Origin of the sequence: Pseudonocardia sp. MH-G8, assembly GCF_002262885.1 — a bacterium.
Lineage (GTDB): Bacteria > Actinomycetota > Actinomycetes > Mycobacteriales > Pseudonocardiaceae > Pseudonocardia.
In genome coordinates, this window is sequence record NZ_NKYF01000020.1 from 98332 (window position 1) to 118898 (window position 20567).

General features: G+C 73.1%; 17 protein-coding genes and 1 pseudogene. 8 read left to right on the forward strand and 10 right to left on the reverse strand.

What is annotated here, in order from left to right:
• Positions 1-8 precede the first annotated feature (8 nt).
• On the reverse strand, positions 9-2312 hold the full coding sequence (locus CFP66_RS32600) for a pyruvate dehydrogenase (protein ID WP_094929137.1): 2304 nt from the start codon (positions 2310-2312) through the stop codon (positions 9-11).
• 136 nt (positions 2313-2448) lie between these two features.
• On the opposite strand from CFP66_RS32600, the gene CFP66_RS32605 reads away from it, so the two are divergent.
• Entirely contained in the window at positions 2449-2940 is a 492-nt protein-coding gene (locus CFP66_RS32605; protein WP_233159918.1) for an Lrp/AsnC family transcriptional regulator, read from the forward strand.
• 30 nt (positions 2941-2970) lie between these two features.
• On the opposite strand, the pseudogene CFP66_RS48650 reads toward CFP66_RS32605, so the two are convergent.
• A pseudogene (locus CFP66_RS48650) lies at positions 2971-3182 on the reverse strand (hypothetical protein); the annotation flags it as partial.
• Between the two features lie 321 nt (positions 3183-3503).
• On the opposite strand from CFP66_RS48650, the gene CFP66_RS32610 reads away from it, so the two are divergent.
• The 3 genes from CFP66_RS32610 to CFP66_RS32620 all read left to right on the forward strand — a co-directional run bounded on the left by CFP66_RS32610 (position 3504) and on the right by CFP66_RS32620 (position 5651).
• A complete protein-coding gene (locus CFP66_RS32610; RefSeq protein ID WP_158228285.1) occupies positions 3504-4058 on the forward strand; it encodes a TetR/AcrR family transcriptional regulator in 555 nt (184 codons plus the stop codon).
• 214 nt (positions 4059-4272) lie between these two features.
• On the forward strand, positions 4273-4884 hold the full coding sequence (locus tag CFP66_RS32615) for a VC0807 family protein (protein ID WP_143517437.1): 612 nt from the start codon (positions 4273-4275) through the stop codon (positions 4882-4884).
• Positions 4881-5651: an SDR family oxidoreductase gene (locus CFP66_RS32620; protein ID WP_198961806.1), complete on the forward strand. Its 771-nt coding sequence runs from the start codon at positions 4881-4883 to the stop codon at positions 5649-5651. Before CFP66_RS32615 ends, CFP66_RS32620 begins: the two co-directional genes overlap by 4 nt.
• 143 nt (positions 5652-5794) lie before the next feature.
• On the opposite strand, the gene CFP66_RS32625 is transcribed toward CFP66_RS32620, so the two are convergent.
• Complete coding sequence (locus CFP66_RS32625; protein WP_198961807.1) at positions 5795-6856, reverse strand: LacI family DNA-binding transcriptional regulator; 1062 nt, start codon at positions 6854-6856, stop codon at positions 5795-5797.
• Positions 6857-6965: 109 nt separating this feature from the next.
• On the opposite strand from CFP66_RS32625, the gene CFP66_RS32630 reads away from it, so the two are divergent.
• The 3 genes from CFP66_RS32630 to CFP66_RS32640 are packed head-to-tail and all read left to right on the forward strand — an operon-like array spanning position 6966 to position 13696.
• Positions 6966-8411, forward strand: a complete 1446-nt coding sequence (locus tag CFP66_RS32630; RefSeq protein WP_094929066.1) for an L-fucose/L-arabinose isomerase family protein — start codon at positions 6966-6968, stop codon at positions 8409-8411.
• Entirely contained in the window at positions 8408-12361 is a 3954-nt protein-coding gene (locus tag CFP66_RS32635) for a glycosyl hydrolase (RefSeq protein ID WP_094929067.1), read from the forward strand. The genes CFP66_RS32630 and CFP66_RS32635 overlap by 4 nt, the downstream gene beginning before the upstream one ends.
• Positions 12362-12400: 39 nt before the next feature.
• A complete protein-coding gene (locus CFP66_RS32640; protein ID WP_094929068.1) occupies positions 12401-13696 on the forward strand; it encodes an MFS transporter in 1296 nt (431 codons plus the stop codon).
• 47 nt (positions 13697-13743) lie between these two features.
• Here CFP66_RS32640 and CFP66_RS32645 read toward each other — a convergent pair whose 3' ends face one another.
• Genes CFP66_RS32645 through CFP66_RS49415 form a run of 3 tightly spaced genes read right to left on the reverse strand, consistent with a single transcriptional unit; the run spans position 13744 to position 16525 of the window.
• Positions 13744-14664: a universal stress protein gene (locus tag CFP66_RS32645; RefSeq protein WP_094929069.1), complete on the reverse strand. Its 921-nt coding sequence runs from the start codon at positions 14662-14664 to the stop codon at positions 13744-13746.
• Positions 14661-16055, reverse strand: coding sequence for an APC family permease (locus CFP66_RS32650; protein ID WP_233159926.1), 1395 nt, complete (start codon positions 16053-16055; stop codon positions 14661-14663). Before CFP66_RS32650 ends, CFP66_RS32645 begins: the two co-directional genes overlap by 4 nt.
• On the reverse strand, positions 15983-16525 hold the full coding sequence (locus tag CFP66_RS49415) for an MFS transporter (RefSeq protein WP_143517438.1): 543 nt from the start codon (positions 16523-16525) through the stop codon (positions 15983-15985). Before CFP66_RS49415 ends, CFP66_RS32650 begins: the two co-directional genes overlap by 73 nt.
• Before the next feature lie 301 nt (positions 16526-16826).
• On the opposite strand from CFP66_RS49415, the gene CFP66_RS49420 reads away from it, so the two are divergent.
• Positions 16827-17060: an erythromycin esterase family protein gene (locus CFP66_RS49420; protein ID WP_233159919.1), complete on the forward strand. Its 234-nt coding sequence runs from the start codon at positions 16827-16829 to the stop codon at positions 17058-17060.
• A 4-nt stretch (positions 17061-17064) separates the two neighbouring features.
• Here CFP66_RS49420 and CFP66_RS32660 read toward each other — a convergent pair whose 3' ends face one another.
• Genes CFP66_RS32660 through CFP66_RS48665 form a run of 4 tightly spaced genes read right to left on the reverse strand, consistent with a single transcriptional unit; the run spans position 17065 to position 20259 of the window.
• On the reverse strand, positions 17065-18036 hold the full coding sequence (locus CFP66_RS32660) for an ABC transporter substrate-binding protein (RefSeq protein WP_233159920.1): 972 nt from the start codon (positions 18034-18036) through the stop codon (positions 17065-17067).
• Between the two features lie 29 nt (positions 18037-18065).
• Positions 18066-18821 carry an amino acid ABC transporter ATP-binding protein gene (locus CFP66_RS32665; RefSeq protein ID WP_094929140.1) on the reverse strand — a complete coding sequence of 252 codons (756 nt, stop codon included), beginning with the start codon at positions 18819-18821 and terminating at the stop codon, positions 18066-18068.
• 8 nt (positions 18822-18829) lie between these two features.
• Positions 18830-19777, reverse strand: coding sequence for an amino acid ABC transporter permease (locus CFP66_RS48660; protein ID WP_233159921.1), 948 nt, complete (start codon positions 19775-19777; stop codon positions 18830-18832).
• Positions 19774-20259: a GNAT family N-acetyltransferase gene (locus tag CFP66_RS48665; RefSeq protein ID WP_198961809.1), complete on the reverse strand. Its 486-nt coding sequence runs from the start codon at positions 20257-20259 to the stop codon at positions 19774-19776. The genes CFP66_RS48660 and CFP66_RS48665 overlap by 4 nt, the downstream gene beginning before the upstream one ends.
• Positions 20260-20567: the final 308 nt, after the last annotated feature.

Here is a 20567-nt window from a genome sequence, read left to right on the forward strand (position 1 = left end):
CAGGTCGCTCACATCAGGTCGAGCGCGGCGCGCACCACCGTGTCGGCGTCCAGCCCGTGGTGGCTCTGCACCGCGTCCAGGTCGCCGGACTGGCCGAACCGGGTGACGCCCAGGTGTGCGGCCCGCACCCGGTGGATCCCGGCCAGGAAGGCCAGGGTGTGGGGGTGCCCGTCGAGCAGGGTGACCATCGGCGCGGCACGTCGGGCGGGGAAGGCGGCGTCGAGCACCCAGCTCTCGGACGAACCCTGCCCCGCCCGGGCCTGCACCGCCTCGAACAGCAGGCCCGGGCTGGTCACGCACACCACGTCGGCGGGGTGTCCGAGCGCCTCCAGGCGGGCGGCGGCCGCGAGCGCCTCCGGCACGCACGCCCCCATCGCCGCCACGGTCACGGCCGGCGTTCCGGACGCGCGGACCAGCGGGTAGGCACCGGCCACGACCTGCCGGCGCCGCCGTTCGCGGGCGGCGGGATCGCCTGGCACGGCGGCCAGCGACTGGTCCACCGGCCGCGTCGACAGGCGCAGGTAGGCCGACGTGCCGTCGGGCCGGCCGAGCCGGGCGAGCGCGGCCAGCAACGTCCACTCGACGTCGATCGCGAACGCCGGCTCGTAGCTGGTGCAGCCCGGCTGCTCCAGGCCGACGGACGGCGTCGTGATCGACTGGTGCGCGCCGCCCTCCGGCGCGAGCGTCACCCCGGACGGCGTGCCCACGAGGATCGACTGGCCGCCTGCGTAGATCCCGAACGACCACGGCTCCAACGCCCGCTCGACGAACGGGTCGTAGAGCACCCCGATCGGCAGCAGCGGCTCGCCCCACCGCGACCAGGTGGCGCCCAGCTCGCCGAGCAGGCCCACCAGGTTCGTCTCGGCGATCCCCAGCTCCACGTGCTGGCCCTCCGGGCGCTCCCGCCAGTGCAGGATCGTCTCCGGGTCGTCGTCGAACCAGTCCGGGCGCTCGGCGGCCGACCACACGCCCACCTTGTTGACCCAGCCGCCGAGGTTGGTCGAGGAGCTCACGTCCGGGCACAGCGTCACCACGCGCGCCGCGGCCTCGGGGGCCGAGCGGGTGAGGTCGAGCAGCGCGCGGCCCAACGCGGCCTGGGTCGTGGCGGTGCCGGACGGGGTGCGCCCGATGTCGGCCGGGATTTCCGGGACGGGCGTCGGGACCACCGGGTCGCGGCGCAGGCGCTCGGCGACCGCGGCGCACAGCCGCGCGGGCGCCGAGCCCGGCGCGAACCGTTCCCACGGCGCGTCGACCGCGGCACCGACCCGGGCGGCGAGCTCGCCGAACTGCTCGTCGGTCAGCAACGACGAGTGGTTCTGCGGATGCCCCTCGCTGGCCAGCCCGTAGCCCTTCACCGTGTAGGCGAAGACGACCGTGGGCCGGGTGTCGTCGATGGCGCCGAAGGCCTCGCCGAGCGCGTCGAGGTCGTGGCCGCCGAGGTTGCGGACGCACGTGTGCAGGGTGTCGTCGTCCAGGCCGGCCACCAGCCGCTGCAGCGCCGCATCCCCGGCCGGGAGCCGCTCGCGCAGCTGCTCGGGGCTGCACCGCAGCAGCCGCTGGTACTCGGGGTTGGTCATCTCGTCGATCCGGCGGCGCAGCGCGTCGCCGCCCGGACGCTCGAACAGCTCCTGCAGCACCCGCCCGTACTTGACGGTGAGCACCTGCCACCCCGCCGCGGCGAACATCCCCTGCAGGCGGGTGACCCCGATGTTGGGCACCACGCGGTCCAGCGACTGCCGGTTGACGTCGACGATCCACACGAGCTCGCCCAGCTCGGCGACCATCGGGTCGAGCACGGCCTCCCAGACCGCACCCTCGTCCAGCTCCGCGTCCCCGACGAGCGAGTACTGCCGTCCGGCACCCGTACCCGCGCCCTTCGCGTCGACGTACCGGCGGGCCAGCGCCCCCCAGATCGGCGCGGTGGCCCCGATCCCGACCGATCCGGTCGAGTAGTCCACCGGGTCCGGGTCCTTCGAGCGGCTCGGGTAGCTCTGCAGGCCGCCGAACTCGCGCAGCGTCGTCAGGTAGCGCTGGTCCAGCTCGCCGAGCAGGTAGTTGATCGCGTGCAGCACCGGCGAGGCGTGCGGCTTGACCGAGACCCGGTCCCCCGCGCGCAGGTGCTCGAACCAGAGCGCCGTCATGATCGTCACCATCGAGGCGCTCGACGCCTGGTGCCCGCCCACCTTGAGCCCCGTGGTGTTGGGCCGCACCCGGTTGGCGTGGTGCACCACGGCCGCCGACAGCCAGAGCACCCGCTGCTCGACCTCCCGCAGGACGGCGAGCGCGTCGCTCTCGGTCGGGCGGGTCGACATCGTCGTCACGGTGGCTCCTCCTGCAGCAGTGTGCTCACCGAGTCGAACAGAGCAGATCTCGATGCACAAGCGGTGGACGCCAGATCGAGCAGGATGCACAATCCAGCGCAGCCAGACGACAGGAAGGACCGGCAGCGTGCGCACTCCGATCGACGCAGTCGACGGGCGCCTGCTGCAGGCGCTCACCCGGGATCCGCGGGCGACCGTCGTGGCCCTCGCCGAGGAGGTCGGGCTCACCCGCAACACCGTGCAGGCCCGGCTGGCGCGGCTCGAGGAGCGGGGCGTGCTCGACACGTTCGAGCGCCGGATCGACCCGGCGGCGCTGGGCTACCCGCTCACCGCGTACGTCACCGTGCGGGTCGTGCAGCGCGAGCTGGGACCGGTGGCCGCGGCACTCGCACGGATCCCCGAGGTGCTCGAGGTCCAGGGCCTCTCGGGCGAGGCCGACCTCCTGGTGCAGGTCGTCGCCCGCGACGCCGACGACCTCTACCGCATCGCCGGGTTGCTGCTGGCGACCGAGGGCGTGGAGCGCACCACGACCTCGCTCGTGATGCGCCGGCTCGTCGACTACCGCCTCACGCCGCTGCTCGAGCGCGTCGCGGGGAAGCCCGAGCCGCGGACGCGCTGAGCGGCTCGGGCTTCCCCCCGGCGGGGCAGGTCAGACGTCGAACCGGTCGGAGTCCACGACCTTGGCGAACGCGGCCACGAAGTCCTTCACGAACTGCTCCCCGGCGTCCTCGCTCGCGTAGACCTCCGCGAGGGCACGCAGCTCGGAGTTCGAGCCGAAGACGAGGTCGACGCGGCTGCCGTCCACCGCACCGCGCCGGTGGCACGGTCGCATGCCTCGACGATGTCCTCGTCGGCGCCCGGCTTCCACTCGATCAGTTGACTGAACTCCGGCTCTCGTCCGGCGGGCACGGCGCCGACGTCGGAACGTCTGCAGGCTGTAGGTCGGGGCGGGCACGGACGAACCGGGCTCCGTGGCGCCGCCGGTGCCGCTCGAAGGCCGTGTCGGGAATTGCTCACGCACGATGCGATGTCAGCCGGGCCTCGGCCGCAGGTTGCGGGCCGTAGCATGCGCGCCGTGGAGGGGAAGCCTTTGCCGGAGCCGGCCCTGTCATGACTTCCCACTCCCGCCTGCCGCGCGGCCCGCGTCAACGCCTCAGCGAGGACCAACGACGGAAGCAGATCATGGTGGCAGCGATCCAGGAGGTCGTCGACCGCGGCTACGAGGGCGCGTCGTTGACCCGCATCGCCCTGCGCGCCGATGTCGCCAAGGGGTTGGTCTGGCACTACTTCAGCGGCAAGGACGACCTGATGGAGGCGACGGCGAAAGCGACGATGGAGACCCTTCGGGAAAACATCGTCGACACGCTCGACTTCGGTCAGCCCGTGCCGGACGTCATCCGCGCCGCCCTGCGTGAGGCCGCCTCTCAGATCCTGACCAGCCGGAACGAACTGGTCGCGCTGAGCCGCATCGTGCACAACCTGCGCCGTCCGGACGGCGGCGAACGGGTGACCACCGACTTCTACGAGGAGACCTACCTCGGACAGGAGGAGCTGTTCCGTCGCGGCCAGGCCGAGGGCAGCCTGGGTGATTTCGATACCAGGGTCATGGCGGTCACCTACCAGGGCTCGATCGACACCATGCTCGCGTACCTCGAAGAGCATCCCGACGTCGAACCGCGCGCCTACGCGGCGGAGCTCGCAGAGATCCTGCTCGGCGGTATGCAGGCCAGGAGCTGACGCAGGCGCAGGCCCGCCCGCGGATCGAGATCATCACGCGGCGCACCCGCCTCGCTCGACTATTGACCTCGCAGTCAGTTACTATTGACGGCGTGGTCAACAGCACGCGCTTCCACGCTCGCGGCGGGCGAGGATGAACCCGACCTCCCCTGCCGCGAATCCGGCACCGACCAGCAACGAGGTCAGCCCGCAACGCGCGATCGCCGTCAGCCTGGTGGTCAACGCGGTGGCGCCGATCGCGGTGTTCTACGGATTGCGCGCTGCTGGGGTCGACCAGTGGCCGGCCCTGATGCTGGGCCTGGTCGCACCGGCCGCCAAGGCGGTGCACTCGGTGGTCACGAAGCGGCGGATCGACATGCTCGCCGGTCTCGTCGTGACCGTCCTGCTTCTCAGCGTTGCGCTGTCGTTCCTGACCGGCAGTCCGAGGACCCTGCTGGCGCGTGACGGCTGGATCACCGCGATGGCGGGCATCTGGATCCTCCTCACCCTCCTGCGGACCCCGTACTACCTGTCCGCCTTGCAGCTCTTCACCAGCGGCTCGTTGCGCGAGCAGATCAATGCCGCGTGGCGTGACACGCCGGCTTTCCGCCGGGTGGTGCGCGTGGGCACGATGACCTGGGGTTTCGCGTTGCTGCTGGACGCCGCGACCACGGTGATACTGGCCTACACGATGCCGATCGACAGCGTCCCGCTGATAGGGGCGCTCAAGCTCGTGGCGGTGATCATTCTCGCCGAGGTGTGCAGTCAGGTGTACTTCCGGCGCAAGGGCGCACCGTACCTCCAGGTCGAACCTGCTGACGACAGCACATGCGGGGAGGGCCGGTGACCGCGCGCAGGTACGTCGTCACCGGCTCGGCTTCGGGCATCGGCGCCGCCACTGCGTCGATCCTGCGGGACCGAGGTGCCAGGGTCATCGGCTGCGACCTGAGCAACGCCGACGTCATCACCGATCTGTCGACGCCCGCCGGCCGCCGATCGCTGGTCGACCAGGTGGCGAAGTGGGGGCACATCGATGCGGTGCTGGCGATCGCCGGCGGCGGCCGGACCGGGCTCCTCGAGACGAACTACTTCGGCGCGGTCGCAACACTCGAAGGGTTGCGCCCCCTACTGGCGGACAGCGAGGCCCCTCGGGCCGTCGCCGTGTCCTCGACCTCATCGCTGGCGCCCGCGGACGAACGGGTCCTGCAGGCCTGCGCGGACGGCGACGAAGCAACCGCGACCGCCTTGGTGGACGCCGATCCCTCGCTGCGCGATTCTGCCTACGGCATTGCCAAGCGCGCGCTGAACGGGTGGGTACGAAGGACCGCCCCAACGCCCGAATGGGCCGGCGTCGGCATCCCGCTCAACGCGGTCGCACCCGGCGTCGTGGACACCCCGGCCGCCGCCTGGATACTCGCCGACGACGAGGTGCGTACCACCATCGAGGCAGCCGCGCCGCAACCCCTCGGCGGCTTCCCGGGCCGACCGGAGTGGGTCGGTCACCTCCTCAGCTGGCTGGCGGGCCCGGAGAACCGCTTCGTCACCGGTCAGGTGATCTTCGCCGACGGTGGCACCGAAGCTGCAGTGATCGGGGACCGTCAGTGGCGGGCGTGACGCTCACGAAATCGGTCCCCTGAAGCCGGGCGCGGTCGGGGGACAACCGCCCGCGCTCTCCTCGTTCATCTCGCCGACGACGGCGTCAGGGATCTCTGACACGAAGATCCACGACCGGAGTCTGTCGCAGTTTCTGGAACAGCTCAAGAAACTCGGGGTGCCGACTGCCGGACCACCAGCTCCGGGGCGAAGACCCGCGATCGGTGCTCGTGCCGGTCGCCCTGGTCGATCTCGTCGAGCATGAGCTCGACGGCTGTGCGACCGAGCTCGTAGACGGGCTGCGCCACCGTGGTCAGGGGAACGGGACCGTACGGCGCGATCTCGAGGTCGCCGTAGCCCACGACCGCGACGTCGTCCGGTACCCGAAGCCCGGCCCCGAGCAACGCCTGCGTGACGCCGATCGCGAGCTGGTCGTTCGTGCCGAACACGGCGGTCGGCGCGTCCGCGCCGGTCAGCCCGGAGGCGGCCGAACGCCCGGACTCCGCATCCATCGTGGCCACGTTCACCTGCCGCAGCCGCGCGTCGGGGCGGCACGCGACGGCCTGGAGCGCGCCCTCGTACCGGTCGGCACACTGCCGGATCGACAGCGCGCCGTTGACCAGGGCGATGTTGCGGTGCCCCAGCGCCAGCAGGTGCTCCACGGCCAGGCGCCCGCCCCGCACGTCGTCCACCGACACCGAGCAGCTCTGCGTGGTCGGTTCCGCCCGGTCGACCACGGCCAGGCGCACCCCTCGTCGGCGCAGCCGCAGTAGCCGCGCCGTGCCGGCCCCGAGCGGGGCGACGACGGCGCCGGCCGCGCGCTGCTCGGCGAGCATCGCGAGGTAGCCCTCCTCACGCTCGGCGTCATCGGCGCTGTCGCAGAGGATGAGCGTGTAGTGGTGGTCGAAGGCGGCGTCGGCGGCGCCCCGGGCCATGCGCGCGTAGAAGGCGTTCGCCACGTCCGGGAGCACCAGCCCGATCGACCGGCTGCTCCCCCGGCGCAGCCGCACGGCACCCTCGTGCGGTACGTAGTCCAGCGCCGCCATGGCCTGCCGCACGCGCTCGGTGGTCGCGGGCCCGACCTTCCCGGGCCAGTTCAGCACGTTGGACACGGTGGCGGTCGACACGCCCGCGGCGAGCGCGACGTCGGCGAGCCGCGCCGGAGCGCCCGACCTGCGTCGACCTGCCGGCCCGCCGTCCTCGTGCACCCCGGGCGCTTTCCTCACGCCGCGAGTGTACGAACCGCGCCCCTCCGACCGCGACGGACGCGCGGGCTTGTTAGAACGTTTAAATGCGGGCTATGGTCCCGCCCACGACGACGTGAGGAGCGCCACGATGACCGCGACCGACGACCGGCCGGGACCCCTCGAGCGGGTGGTCGCCCGCCGCCCGACGGTCGGACTGGTGGCAGGAGGCCTGGGCGCCTACTGGCCGCAGTTCCCCGACCTGCTGCCCCAGCTGCGCCGCGGGGCCGCCCGCGTCGCCGAGCGGATCGGGGCGATGCCCGCCGACGTCGTCGACGCCGGGTTCGTCTCCGACGCCGCCGACGCCGCCCGCGCCGCCGAGGAGCTGCGCGTCGCCGGCTGCGACATCGTCGTGCTCTACGTCCCGACGTACCTGACCTCGTCGATGGTCGCACCGATCGCGCAGCGCGCCGGCGCCCCCGTGCTGGTGCTCAACCTCCAGCCGACCGAGCGGATGGACCACGCGAGCTTCGACACCGGGCAGTGGCTCGCCTACTGCGGCGCCTGCTCCCTGCCCGAGGTCGCGAACCTGTTCGAGCGCCTGGGCGTGGCCTTCCGCTCGGTGTCGGGCCACATGGAGGAGGAGCGCGCCTGGGAGAAGATCGCGCGCTGGGTCGCCGCGGCCGGGCTGTCGGCGGCGTTGACCACCACCCGGCACGGGCTGATGGGGCACCTCTACCCCGGCATGCTCGACGTCTCCACCGACCTCACGATGGTCACCAGCCAGTTCGGCGGCCACGTCGAGGTGCTCGAGGTCGACGACCTGCGGGTCCGGGTCGCCCAGGTCGGCGACGACGAGGCGGCGGCGCGTGCCGCGCTGGCCCGCGAGGTGTTCGACCTGGACGCCACCGTCGAACCCGACGAGCTCGCCTGGGCGGCGAAGGTCTCGGTCGGGCTCGACCGGCTCGTCGCCGACTTCGACCTCGACTCCCTCGCCTACTACCACCGCGGCCTCGGCGGCGAGCTGCACGAGCGGCTCGCGGCGGGCCTCATCCTCGGCGCGTCGCTGCTCACCGCCCGCGGCGTCCCGACCGTCGGCGAGTACGAGCTGCGCACGTCGCTGGCGATGCTGGTCCTCGACCGGCTCGGCGCAGGCGGCTCGTTCACGGAGCTGCAGGCCCTGGACTTCACCGACGACGTCGTCGAGATGGGCCACGACGGCCCGGCCCACCTCGCGATCAGTTCTGCCCGGCCGCTGCTGCGCGGCCTGGGCGTCTACCACGGCAAGCGCGGCCACGGCGTCTCCGTGGAGTTCGACGTCGCGCACGGCCCGGTCACGCTGCTGGGCGTCGCGCAGACCCGCGACGGCCGCTACCGGCTGGTCGCCGCCGAGGGCGAGACGGTGCCGGGCCCGCTGCTGCAGATCGGAAACACCACCTCGCGGGTCGACTTCGGCTGCCACCCCGGCGACTGGGTGGATGCCTGGAGCGCCACCGGCGTGCACCACCACTGGGCGCTCGGCACCGGGCACCGCGTGGCCGACCTGCGCGCGTTCGCCGAGCTCAAAGGACTCGAGCTGGTCGAGGTGCGCCCGTGATCCCCGAGCTCGACGCCCTCTTCGACGCCCCGCCCCCCGGTTTCGGGCCCACGCCGCTGTGGTGGTGGAGCGCCGAGCCCGTCACGCGCGAGCGCCTCGAGTGGCAGATGCACCGCTTCCACGAGGGCGGGATCGACGACCTCGTGGTGATCAACCTGGCCCCGGCGGGGCCGCTGTTCGGCGCGGTGGCCGACGACCCGCCGTGGTTCTCCGACGCCTGGTGGGACCGCTTCCGCGACGCCTGCGCGGTGGCCCGGTCGCTGGGCATGCGCCTGTGGTTCTACGACCAGATCGGGTTCTCCGGCGCCAACATCCAGGGCCGGATCACCCACGAGCACCCGTGGGCCACCGGCCGCACGCTGCGCGCCACCACGACCCCGGCCACCGCGGGCCGGGTCGTCCTGCCCGGGGACGCCGAACCCGTCGCCGCCTACACCGCGGACGGTCGGCGCGTCGACGTCGGCGCCGACACCGAGGCGACCGAGCTGCTGCTCGTCACCGCGCACCCGACGGCGTTCGACTACCTGAGCCCCGCCGCCGTCGACCTGCTCCTCGACACCGTGCACCGCGAGTTCGCCCGCCGGGTGCCGGAGTACCTGGGCGACGTCGTCGTCGGGAGCTTCCAGGACGAGCTTCCCGCCACCAACGCCTGGACGCCGCGGTTCGCCGCGGAGTTCGCCGCCCGCACCGGCTACGACCTGCTCGACCACCTGCCCGCACTGTTCGGACGCCCCCGATCCGACGAGGCTGACCTCGCGGCTGCGAAGGTCCGCTCCGACTACTACGCCGTGCGGGCCGCGCTCACCGAGGAGGCCCTCTTCCGGCCCTTGGCCCGGTGGCACGCCGGGCACGGCCTGCTCCTCGGCGCCGACCAGTCCAACCCCGCGCGCGCCGGGCTGCCCGCCCAGTCCACGCAGATCTACACCGACTACTTCCGCACGCACCGCTGGTTCTCCGCCGTCGGCTCCGACCACGAGGGCGACGCCAAGGTCCACAGCTCGATGGCCCACCTCTACGGCCACGACCGGGTCTGGATCGAGGCATTCCACTCCTCGGGCTGGGGCGGCACGCTCGAGGACACCTGGGACTGGCTGCTGCCGTTCCTGCGCAGCGGCGCCACCCTCTACAACCCGCACGCGAGCTACTACTCCACCGTGGGCGGCTGGTTCGAGTGGGCACCGCCGTCCACCGACTGGCGCCAGCCCTACTGGCGGCACTACCCGGCGTTCGCGCGCGCCGTCGCGCGGGTGGCGGCGCTCATGTCGTGGGGCCGCTTCGAGGCGGACGTCGCGGTACTGCACCCGACCGCGACGATGCAGGCCGCGATCCCGCTCGACGTCGCGATCGACCACTTCCCCACCACGCCGCTGACCGGCGGGTTCACCGACGTCGAGCGCACGCAACAGGTCTATCGGGAGCTGTGCGGCAAGAACGACTGGTTCCACTTCGAGCCCAGCGCCCTGGACGCGGCCGGGATCGCCTTCGACGTGCTCGACGACGCCTCCCTGCAAGGCGGCGACGCCACCGACGGCCTGCTGCGGATCCGGGAGCAGGCCTACTCCACGGTCGTGCTCCCGTCGGCCCCGTTCCTGGAGGAGGACAGCGCCCGGGCGCTCGTGCGGCTGATGGACGCGGGCGGGCGCGTGGTCGTCGTCGGGGAGGGCCCGCGGTGGGCCACCGGCCGCGGCGGGAACGACGCTGCCGCCGCCGCGGTGCTGCATCACCCCCGCTGCACGGTCGTGGACGACGTGCCCGCCGCCGTCGCGGCCCTGCCCGCCGACGCGCAGTACGCGCGGTCCGGCACCCCGCTGCTGGTGCGGCGCGACGGCGGCACGTCGATCGCGCTGGTCGGCGGCGCCTACCCGAGCGCGAGCGCGTACCCGCGGCGCGCGGGCGCGCAGGGCCGCTGGACCGACGACGACTTCGACCGCTCCCGCTACGCCCGCGAGCACGCCGTCACCGTGCGCGCCGAGGTGGCCGGCGCGCAGGTGTGGAACCCCGCCACCGGGGAGCGGCGCGCCGCCCCCGTCGCGGTGGCCGCGGACGGCACCTCGACGATCACGGTCGAGACCGGCGGGGCGCCGATGGTCCTGCTCACCTGGCAGGACGGCCCCGCCGGTGCGCAGGCCGGACCGACGCCACCGGCGGCCGGTGAGGTGCTCGACATCAGCGACGGCTGGACCGGCGAGCTCGTGCCCACCCTGGACAACACCTGGGGTGACCTCGCCCGCCCGGTCGGTGCGGACCTGTCGGACCTGCAGGTCTGGGCCATGTCCACCCGCGAGCAGCACACCGGCGCGTGGCAGGAGACCACCGCGACGTTCGGGCAGCGCGTCCTCGTGCACCGGCCCGCGGCCCCGGCCGACCTCCCGGCGCCGCTCGACCCCGCGCAGTGCGCCGAGGTCGCCGCAGGCGCGGCGCTCGGGACCGGGCCGGGCTGGACCCGGCACGAGTACTCGGCGAGCCGCGGCGTGCGGCGCGACCACGCCGGGGCGCTGGGCACCAAGGGCCGCGTCCCGGTCGAGCACGTGCTCACGCCCGACCCCGGCGCGGGCCGGCAGGTGGTCGTGCGCGCGCTCGTCGTGACCGACCACCGCGGGCCCGCCGACCTCGTCCTCACCACCAGCGCGCCGGCACAGGTGTGGTGGAACGGCGCGCGCCTGCTCGCCCCGGCCGGGGAGACCTACGTGACGGTGTCCGGCGTGGACGTCGACCGGGAGGTCAACGTCGTCGAGTACCGGCTGGGCGCCTCCGCCACGGTCGACCTGATGGGCGGCGACGCCCCGCTCGGGTCCGCGCTCACCCTGACCCCGCCCGGCGGCTACACGCCGAGGCCGGAGTACATGGCCTCGGACCTGTCCGGCGCGGGCGACGGCACGATCACCTTCACGGCGACGGTCCCGGACGCGGGCGCGGTGTCCTGCGCGCAGCTCGTGGTCGGGGCCGCGACGGCCGCCACCGTGCTCGTCGACGGCACGGCGCTGGCCCGGCAGGAGAAGGTCGAGTACTACGAGTCGCAGCGGGGCGCCGACCCGGCGTTCTTCGCCCACGACCTCACCGGCCGGGTGCGCGGCGGGCAGACCCTCACCGTCGCGCTGGCCACCACCGACCCGGACGACGTCGTCTACGTCGACCTCGCCGTCACCGGCTCGGCCGGAACGCGCACGCTGGTGAGCGGCGGCAGCGGCTGGACCTCGGCCACCGCCGGGCGCCGCGGCTGCGTCCGCACCCGGGCCGGGCAGTGGTCACCGCTGGAGTCCGCGTACGCCGTCAGCCGACCGCACCCGCTGCCCGGCGCGGACTGGTTGAACGGCAGGCCGCAGGTCGGCGAGCCCGTCCTGGATCTGCACGTCACCGACTCGGCCTCGCCCGCCCGCCAGGAGTTCCGCGTCGCGCTGCCCGCCGGGACCTGCGAGGTCACGGTGCCGCTGCTGGTCGATGCCGGCTGCGCGATCGACGGCGTGCCGGTGCCCGTGGAGAAGGGTGTGATCACGCTCGATGCCCCGCTCCCGGCGCCCGCCACGCTGGACGTGGTCACCGAGGCCACCGCGGTCCGGCGCGGCGGGGCGGCGTGGGCGGGCCCCGCGCTCGTCCGCCACGCGCCCGCCCCGATCGCGCTCGGCGACTGGCGCGCGATCGGGCTCGGCTCCTGGAGCGGCGCGGTGCGCTACCGGCGCACCGTCGAGCTGCCCGCGGGGCGGCCCTGGACGCTCGATCTCGGCGACCTGCGCGGCAGCGTCGACGTGCGGGTGGACGGCGAGCTGGTGGCCGAGGCGTTCTGCGCCCCGTTCCGCTGGGCGCTGCCGCCCGCCGACGGGCCCGTCGATCTCGACATCACCGTCGCAGGCACCCTCGGCCCGTTCCTGCACGAGTCCACCCCCACCACGTGGGTCTTCCCCGCGCAACTCGCATCCGGGCTCTTCGGTCCGGTCACCGTGCACGTCGACTGACGGCCGCTCGTACCAGCACCCGCAAAGGATGGTTCAACGATGACCACCGATCCCGGCGTCGCACCGCTGTTCTCCGGAGACCGGCCCGACCGCCGGCACTGGACCCTGGCGATCTCCGCGGGCATGGCGTCCTACCTGGACTCGGCGATCATCGTCGGGCTCGGGGTGGGGCTCGCGGTCCTGCAGGAGCACTTCGGCATGAGCACCTGGGGTGTCGGCGCCCTCAGCGCCGCCCTCACGCTCAGCATCGCCGCGGGCGCGTTCGTCGGGGGGCGGGTCGCCGACCTGGTGGGGCGCATGCGCGCCTTCACCTTCTACATCCTGCTCTACGCGGCGGGCATGGCGGTGATGGCCGCCGCGGTCGACGAGACCATGCTGTTCGTCGGCATCGTCATCGCAGGCCTCGCCGCCGGTGCCGACCTCCCGACGTCGGTGGCGGTGGTGTCCGAGCGCTCCCCGCAGGGCGCCCAGGGCCGGCTCGTCAGCACGACGCAGGTGATGTGGTTCCTCGGCATCGCCGCCACCCAGCTGCTGGGCTTCGCGTTCTCCGGCCTGGGGATCACCGGCATCCGGATCATCTTCGCGCAGCTCGTGGTGGTGGCACTGGCCACCTGGGCCGTGCGCCGGTTCCACCCGGCGCTGCGCTCCCTGGAGGCCGAGGTCGTCACCCGCCGCGGCGGCGACGAGACCGCGCGACCCGCCCTGCCGCTGCGGACGATCATGACGTCGCGCGCGATGCTCGTGCCCATCGCGCTCACCGGCGTGTACTACATCTTCTGGGGCATGATGGCCAACACGTTCGGCCAGTTCGGCACCTACTTCCTCATCACCGTCGGCGGAGCCGGGCAGACCCTGGCCACCGGCCTGAACGTTGCGCTCATTCCCGTCGGGCTGCTGTTCACACTGCTGTTCGTGCGCATCGTCGACACGAAGTGGCGCAATCCGGTGTTCGTCGTGGGCGGGCTGGTGCAGGCCGGCGCCATGGCGGTCGCCGGCCTCGGCAACGGCGTCCTCCTGGTCTACGTCCTCGCGCTGGTGATCTACAACATCGGCTCCAACGTGGCGGGCGAAGCCAACTACAAGGTCTGGACGCAGGAGAGCCTGCCGGTCGAGGCCCGTGCCACCGCCCAGGGCTTCACCTATGCCGTCGGCCGGTTCGTCTTCGCCCTGTTCGCGCTGGTCACGCCGAGCATGCTGGCATCCTCGCCGAACCTGCTGCTCTGGCTGCTCGTGGCGTTCGCCCTGACAGCCACAGCCCTGGGCTGGGCGACGAGCCGCCACCTGGAGGGACGAGGCATAACCCCCGGCACGGTGCACGCCAAGTCCGCAGCGTGATCCGGCGTCACTTCGCACAGCCGGCGTCCGGTGTGCCGAGTGGCGCGCTACCCCCGCTCCGCCCGTTCGGCCAGGGCCTGCGCTGCGGCGCGCGGCACCACCACCACCGGCACCGGCGAGTGCCGGACGATCCGCGACGAGCGCGAGCCGAGGAACACCCGCTCCAGAGGGCCGGCCGTGCTGGAGCCGACGGCGAGCAGGTCGCCGTCGTTCCAGCCGATGCCCTCGAGCGCGGCCGACCAGTCCGGGCCGTGCCCCACCGCCGCCTCGATCGTGGACGGGCGGCGCGGCAGCCGCTCGACCTGCGCGAGCACGGCGCGCTGGGCACGCACGGCGTCGGCGGCCCACTCCTGCGCGACGGCGTCCTCGGCCCGCGAACCGATCCCGGCGGTGAGGGGCGTGCGCGGCCGCACGGCGAAGGAGGCGATGCGCAGGTCGGCGGCCGCCCGCGCGGCCACCCCGGCCACTGCGAGGACCAGCTCGTCGGCGCCCTCGGTGGCACCGAAGGCGGTCGTCACCCGGCGCACCCGGGCGCCGGGCCGGCAGCGGAACCCCCGGGGACCGAGCACCACCGGCAGCGGCGAGCTGTGCAGCAGCCGCTCCGCGACGCTGCCGAACGCGATCCGGCCGAGCACCCCCGCCGTGGACGAGCCGAGCACCAGCAGGCGGGCGTCGTGCTCCTGCGCGACGTCGAGCAGCCCCGCCGACGTCGATCGCGCCCTGGCGACGACGAACTCCGCCTCGCGGTCGGCGGGCACCAGCGCCCGTGCCCGGTCCACGGCCTCCTCCGCCTCGCGGTCGAGGTGGGCCTGGAACTCCGGGTCGACCCGGCCCACCCCCGGCGGCCACGGCGGCGGCACCACGGTGCACACGAGCAGGTCCTCGTCGAGCGAGCGGGCGATCGTCACCCCGAGATCCACCACTGCCGCCGCCCGTTCGTCGCGCGGCAGCCCCACCAGGAGCGTCATCGGAGGTCCTCCCTCGCGTCCGGGGCCCGGCGACGCAGCCGCGAGTGCCGGATCCCGTAGGTGAAGTACCAGACGAGCACGACGGCCACCCAGATCGCGAACACCACGATCGTGATCGGCCGCAGGTCGATGATGATCCACAGGCAGCCCAGGATCGACAGGACCGGTGTGACCGGGTAGCCGGGCACGCGGAAGCCGCGCGGGAGGTCGGGCGCCGTGCGCCGCAGGACCATCACCCCGATGGAGACGACGAGGAACGCGACGAGGGTGCCGATGCTCGTCATCTCGGCGAGGAAGTTGATCGGCAGGAGCCCGGCCAGCAGGGCCACGGCCACGGCGACGACGACCGTGTTGTTCACCGGCGTGCTGGTGCGCGCGTTCACCTGCTGGAAGAACCGCGGCAGCAACCCGTCACGGCCGATCGCGAACAGGATGCGGGTCTGGCCGTAGATCGTCACCAGCGTCACGCTGAAGATCGAGATGATGGCGCCCGCCGCGAGCACGGTGCCCGGCCAGTCGGCGCCGACCACGTTCTGCAGGATGGCCGCGAGCCCGGCCTCCTGGCCCTCGAAGTCGGCCTGCGGCTGGGCGGCGACCGCCACCAGTGCCACCGCCACGTAGACCAGCGTGACGACGACCAGCGCCGAGAGGATCGCCAGCGGCATCGTCCGGCGGGGGTTCTTGACCTCCTCCCCCGCGGTCGACACGGCGTCGAGGCCGATGAAGGCGAAGAAGATGATGCCGGCCGCACCGGTGATGCCCGTGACCCCGAACGGCGCGAAGTCGGCGAAGTTGTCGCTGTTCCAGCCCGTGATGCCGATGACGACGAACATCACCAGCACGGCGATCTTGATGACGACCATGACCGCGTTGACGGTGGCCGACTCGCTCGCACCGCGCACCAGCAGCACCGCGCACACCGCCACCAGCACCACGGCGGGCAGGTTCAGCACCCCGCCGCCCTCGGGCGACTGGGACAGCGCGTCGGGGATCTGGAACCCGAACAGGTTGCCCAGCAGCTGGTTGAGGTACTGCGACCAGCCGACCGCGACCGCGGCGGAGGACACGCCGTACTCGAGCAACAGGCACGCCGCGACGGCCATCGCGACCACCTCGCCGAGCGTCGCGTAGGCGTAGGAGTACGACGACCCCGACACCGGGACGGCGCTCGCGAGCTCCGCGTAGCAGACCGCGGTGAGCCCTGCGACGACGCCGGCGATCACGAACGACCAGACGACCGCAGGCCCCGCGACCGGCACGGCCTCGGTCAGGACGAAGAAGATGCCCGTCCCGATCGTGGCGCCGACACCGATCATCGTCAGTGGGAAGAGCCCGATGGAGCGGGCGAGCTGGCCCCCGCCGTGGCCGTCGGCACCGGTCTCCGCGGCCATGTCCGCCACCGGCTTGCGCCGGAACGCCTGTTGCAGCAGCGTGGCCATGCCACCTCCTCGGCTCCCGGACGGCGCTCCGACCTACCGGGCATCCTCCGCGCCCACGGCCGGTCCCGCACGGCCGAGCGCGAGCAGCCCGGCCGCACCGAGGACGCCACGGGAACGCTGTCCACCCGCGACCAGGCGAGCACCATCAGCGTGGCGAGGACCGAGCACCCGACCATGAGCCGGCGCCCGCCCCACCGGTCGAGCCACCGTCCTGCCGGGACGGCGGCCAGCGCCGCTGCCAGCAGCGCCACGGTCTGCGCGCCGGTGATGACGGTCCGGTCGGCACCCAGCGCCTCCTGCATCGGCACCAGCAGGACGGCGAAGGCGTAGGTGAGAACCCCGTACCCCGCGGTCGCGCTGACCGCCAGCGCGGCCACCACACACCAGCGACGAGCCGGCAGCCGCACGGTGTGCAGGACCATGCCGATCACGGTAGCCCGCCGCCGGGCGGGCGGGAGTCGGACGTCTCACAGCCCCGGTGTCGATGTGATCAAGGGCGTCCCCGGCGCGTCGGCAACGCCGCGGTCCCGGCGATCGCGAGCCCGCCGGTCAGGAAGGCGCCGCGGTGGCGGGTCAGCCAGGCCTGCGGGCTGCGCTCGTGCGCCTCGTCGTCGAACTCGCCGTGGGCGCCGAGGTCACGGGGCAGCGGTTCCCAGGTGTTCGCGCGACGCGGCGGCGGGTCGTGCTGCGGATCCTGCCGCCCTGGGCGACGAGCCCGCGCTGGTGGTCTTCCCGCCCGCCGCCGACCACCCGCGCTGGCTGCGCACCTCGCTCGGCCACCGGGCGATCGGCGTCGTCTACCACCCCGAACGGGAGCGCCGGGGAAACTACGTGCCCTCCACGCTGGGCGACCGCTACGACGCGCTGCTCTGGTTCGGCGAGACCACCGCCCTGGAGCCGCTGCGTCCCGAGCCGGCCGACGACCCGGAGCCCGAGACCGCGCCCAGCGGGGAGTGAGACGTCATGCCGGCGGCGTCCGGGGCAAGCCGGGCGGGTTGACCTGCGAGTCGGCGACCGCTTCCTCGGTGAGGTTCCACCGGCCGAGCACCTCTCCGTACCGCCCGGACTCGATCACGGCGTCCAGCGCGGCGTGGAGCGCACCGACGAGCCCGTTGTCCTTGCGGGTCATGGCGGCGATCTCGGCGGTCACGTCTCCACCACCGGAGACCGAGCCCGCGATCCTGGTCGTGCCGCTGACGGCCACGTGATAGGCGAGCGACGGGTGGGGCCCGAAGTAGGCGTCGATCCGCCCGGAGTCCAGCGCCAGGTAGTAGTCGCCGGCGTTCTGGTAGTACAGGAACTCGACCGGCGCGAGCCCGGCAGCGCGGTTCTGCTCGTCCCAGCGCAGCAGGATCTGCTCCTGGTTGGTCCCCGAGCCCACCGAGACCCGCAACCCGGCGACGTCGGCGGGGCCGGTGATCTGCTGCACGGGCGAGTCCACCGGCACCTCGAACGAGACGGTGTCCACCCGGTAGGTGGCGAAGTCGTACTTGTCCTTGCGCTCCTCGGTGACGGTGACGTTCGAGAGCCCGGCGTCGTACTGCCCGGACTCGACCGCGAGGAACAGGTTCTCCCACGAGGTGGGCTCCAGCCGCAGCTCGAGACCGAGCACGTCGGCCACGAGCTGGGCGATGTCGGGTTCGACGCCGATCACGGTGGTGTCGTCGTCGGCGCGGAAGGACAGCGGCGGGTTGCCCTGGCCGGTGGTGCCGACGACGAGCGTGCCGCGTTCCCGGATCTCCGCAGGCACCGTGGCCGCGATCGCGTCCACCCGCTCTGCGCGCACGCGGTCCTGCTCGGCGCTGGTGTTCACGGTCGCACCGGGCGGCGCCGCGGGGCGGGCGATCTGGTCCGGATCGGGCCCGGAGCAGGCGACGGCGGCCAGCAGCAGCAGCGCCGCCAGCGGCCGCAGTCGGTTCACGAAGGTCGACACGGTGTGCCTCCGATGCAGGGTGGGTGGGTTCACTGGCGGACGGCGCCCAGGAAGGCGCGGGTGCGCTCCTCGCGCGGCGCATCGAGCACCTGCGCGGGCGGGCCCTGCTCGACGATGCGGCCGGCGTCGAGGAAGACCACGGTGTCGGCGGCCTCGCGGGCGAAGCCGATCTCGTGGGTGACCACGACCATGGTCGTGCCGGTGCGGGCGAGGCCGCGCATCACGTCGAGCACCTCGCCGACCAGCTCGGGGTCCAGGGCCGACGTCGGCTCGTCGAACAGCACGAGCTGCGGTCGCAGCGCGAGAGCCCGCGCGATCGCCACGCGCTGCTGCTGCCCGCCCGACAGGCGTCGCGGGTACTCCCCCGCCTTCTCCGAGAGCCCGACGCGGGCGAGCAGCTCCTCGGCGTGAGCGGTGGCCTCGGCCCGGTCCCGGCCCTGCGCCGACACCGGGGCCTCGACCACGTTCTCGAGCACGGTGAGGTGGCCGAAGAGGTGAAAGCCCTGGAACACGAACCCGATCCGGGTGCGCTGGCGCAGGATGTGGCGCTCCGGCAGCTCGTGCAGCCGGGAGCCCGCACGGCGGTAGCCCATCAGTTCACCACCGACCAGGACGAATCCCTTGTCCACCTTCTCGAGGTGGTTGATCGCACGCAGGAGCGTGGACTTGCCCGATCCGGAGGGACCGAGCAGCACGGTCACCTCGCCCGCACGCACGGTGAGGTCCACCCCGCGCAGCACCTCGAGGGCGCCGAAGCTCTTGTGCACGCCGCGCAGCTCCACCATCGCCGCGCTCACGACGCCCACCCCGTCAGCGCGCGCAACGACCTGCGAAGGCGCTGGACCGGGGTCGGGGGCAGGGTCCGCAGGGCACCCCGGGCGTAGAAGCGCTCGACGTAGAACTGCGCGATGGACATGACGGTGGTCAGCGCCAGGTACCAGATCGCGGCGACCAGGAGCAGCGGGATCACGCGCCCGTTGCGCGTGTAGATCACCTGTACCTGGTAGAACAATTCCGACAGCGCCATGATGTAGACCACCGATGTGCCCTTGACCAGGCCGATCAGTTCGTTGCCCGCCGTCGGCACGATCGTGCGCATCGCCTGTGGGATCAGGATCCGCCGCAGCTGGCGCAGCTTCGGGATCCCCAGCGCGGCCGCCGCCTCCAGCTGGCCCTGGTCCACCGACAGGAACCCGGCGCGCACCACCTCCGCCGCATAGGCGGCCTGGTGCAGCGCGAGGCCGAGCACCGCTGCCGTCACCGGACCGATCAGGTCCATCGTCTCGAACTCGACGAACGTCGGGCCGAACGGGACACCGATCCCGATCGACCGGTAGAGCAGCGCCAGGTTGTACCAGAACAGCAGTTGCAGGATCAGCGGGACCGAGCGGAAGATCCAGATGTAGGCCCAGCTCACCGCGCGCAGGAGCGGGTTGTCCGACAGCCGCATCAGCGCGAGCAGCGTGCCGAGCACGAACCCGACCACGATGCCGAGGGCCGTGAGTTGCAGCGTCAGGGCCACCGACCGCAGGATCGACGGGGCGAAGAGGTACTCCCCCACGGTCGGCCAGTCCCACGCCGGGTTGGTCACCAGCGCGTTCACCGCCATCGCGACCAGCACGGCGACGACGACGGAGGCCACCCAGCGCCACGGGCGCCGGGCGGGCACCACGGTCAGCTCCTCGCCCGGACCCGAAGGGACCGACACCGGGGAGGGTGCGGTGGTGTCGGACGTGGTCACTGCCTGATCTCCTTCTCGAAGGGGTGGGGCCCGATCTGCTCGGCCGGGAGCCGCGGGTCGTAGAGCGGCGTGTAACCACTGGCGAGATAGAGACCCTTCGCCTCCGGCTGGCGCGGCCCCGTCGTGAGGTAGATGCGCCGGTAGCCGCGCACGGAGATCTCGCGCTCCAGCTCGGCCAGCACCCGCCGGGCCAGGCCCTGGCGGCGGTGGGCCGAACCGGTCCAGATGCGCTTCAGCTCGGCCGTCCGCTCGTCGAACCGCCGGAACGCGCCACCGGCCACCGGCACACCGGCGAGCAGCAGGAGCAGCAGCCCGCCATCGGGAGGGCCGAACTCCGCCGCGCCCCGCCGGGCCTCCGCCCGCAGGTCGCCCAGCGTGTGGCCGTAACGCGCCGTGTACTCGCGGTCGAGCTCGACCAGCAGCGGCTGCACGAGGGGGGCGGTGTAGGCGACCAGCCGGACATCGAGCGCCGGGGCACTCATCGCAGAACCTCCAGGAACGCCGCTCGCAGCAGCGCAGGGGGGGCAGGACGGACCGGCCACCTCGCAGGCGGACGGCTCTTACGCGGCGCTGCGACAGAGCGCGGTCTGCGTGCGGCACAGGTCGACGTGCCTGCGCCGCGTCCCGGCCGTTCGTGGCCTGGCCGGCGTCCTGGTGCGCACGAGTTCTCCCATCACTCCTGGCGTGAGAATGCAACGATAAGATGCTGTGCGACCAATCCGCAACCCCACCGAATTGACCGGACATATTCCACGGAAATGGCCGCCAGAACGGCATCGACACCCTGCCG

Bases quoted from the DNA above. Each gene is read 5' to 3' on its own strand.
- CFP66_RS32610 (WP_158228285.1), top strand. From the start codon at position 3,504: ATGGTGGCAGCGATCCAGGAGGTCGTCGACCGCGGCTACGAGGGCGCG.
- CFP66_RS32665 (WP_094929140.1), bottom strand. From the start codon at position 18,821: ATGGTGGAGCTGCGCGGCGTGCACAAGAGCTTCGGCGCCCTCGAGGTG.
- CFP66_RS32645 (WP_094929069.1), bottom strand. From the start codon at position 14,664: ATGACGCTCCTGGTGGGGCTGCCGCGCGACGAACGGGCGGCGGCAGTG.
- CFP66_RS48665 (WP_198961809.1), bottom strand. From the start codon at position 20,259: ATGAGTGCCCCGGCGCTCGATGTCCGGCTGGTCGCCTACACCGCCCCC.
- CFP66_RS32600 (WP_094929137.1), bottom strand. From the start codon at position 2,312: ATGTCGACCCGCCCGACCGAGAGCGACGCGCTCGCCGTCCTGCGGGAG.
- CFP66_RS49415 (WP_143517438.1), bottom strand. From the start codon at position 16,525: ATGGTCCTGCACACCGTGCGGCTGCCGGCTCGTCGCTGGTGTGTGGTG.
- CFP66_RS32630 (WP_094929066.1), top strand. From the start codon at position 6,966: ATGACCGCGACCGACGACCGGCCGGGACCCCTCGAGCGGGTGGTCGCC.
- CFP66_RS32640 (WP_094929068.1), top strand. From the start codon at position 12,401: ATGACCACCGATCCCGGCGTCGCACCGCTGTTCTCCGGAGACCGGCCC.
- CFP66_RS32650 (WP_233159926.1), bottom strand. From the start codon at position 16,055: ATGGCCGCGGAGACCGGTGCCGACGGCCACGGCGGGGGCCAGCTCGCC.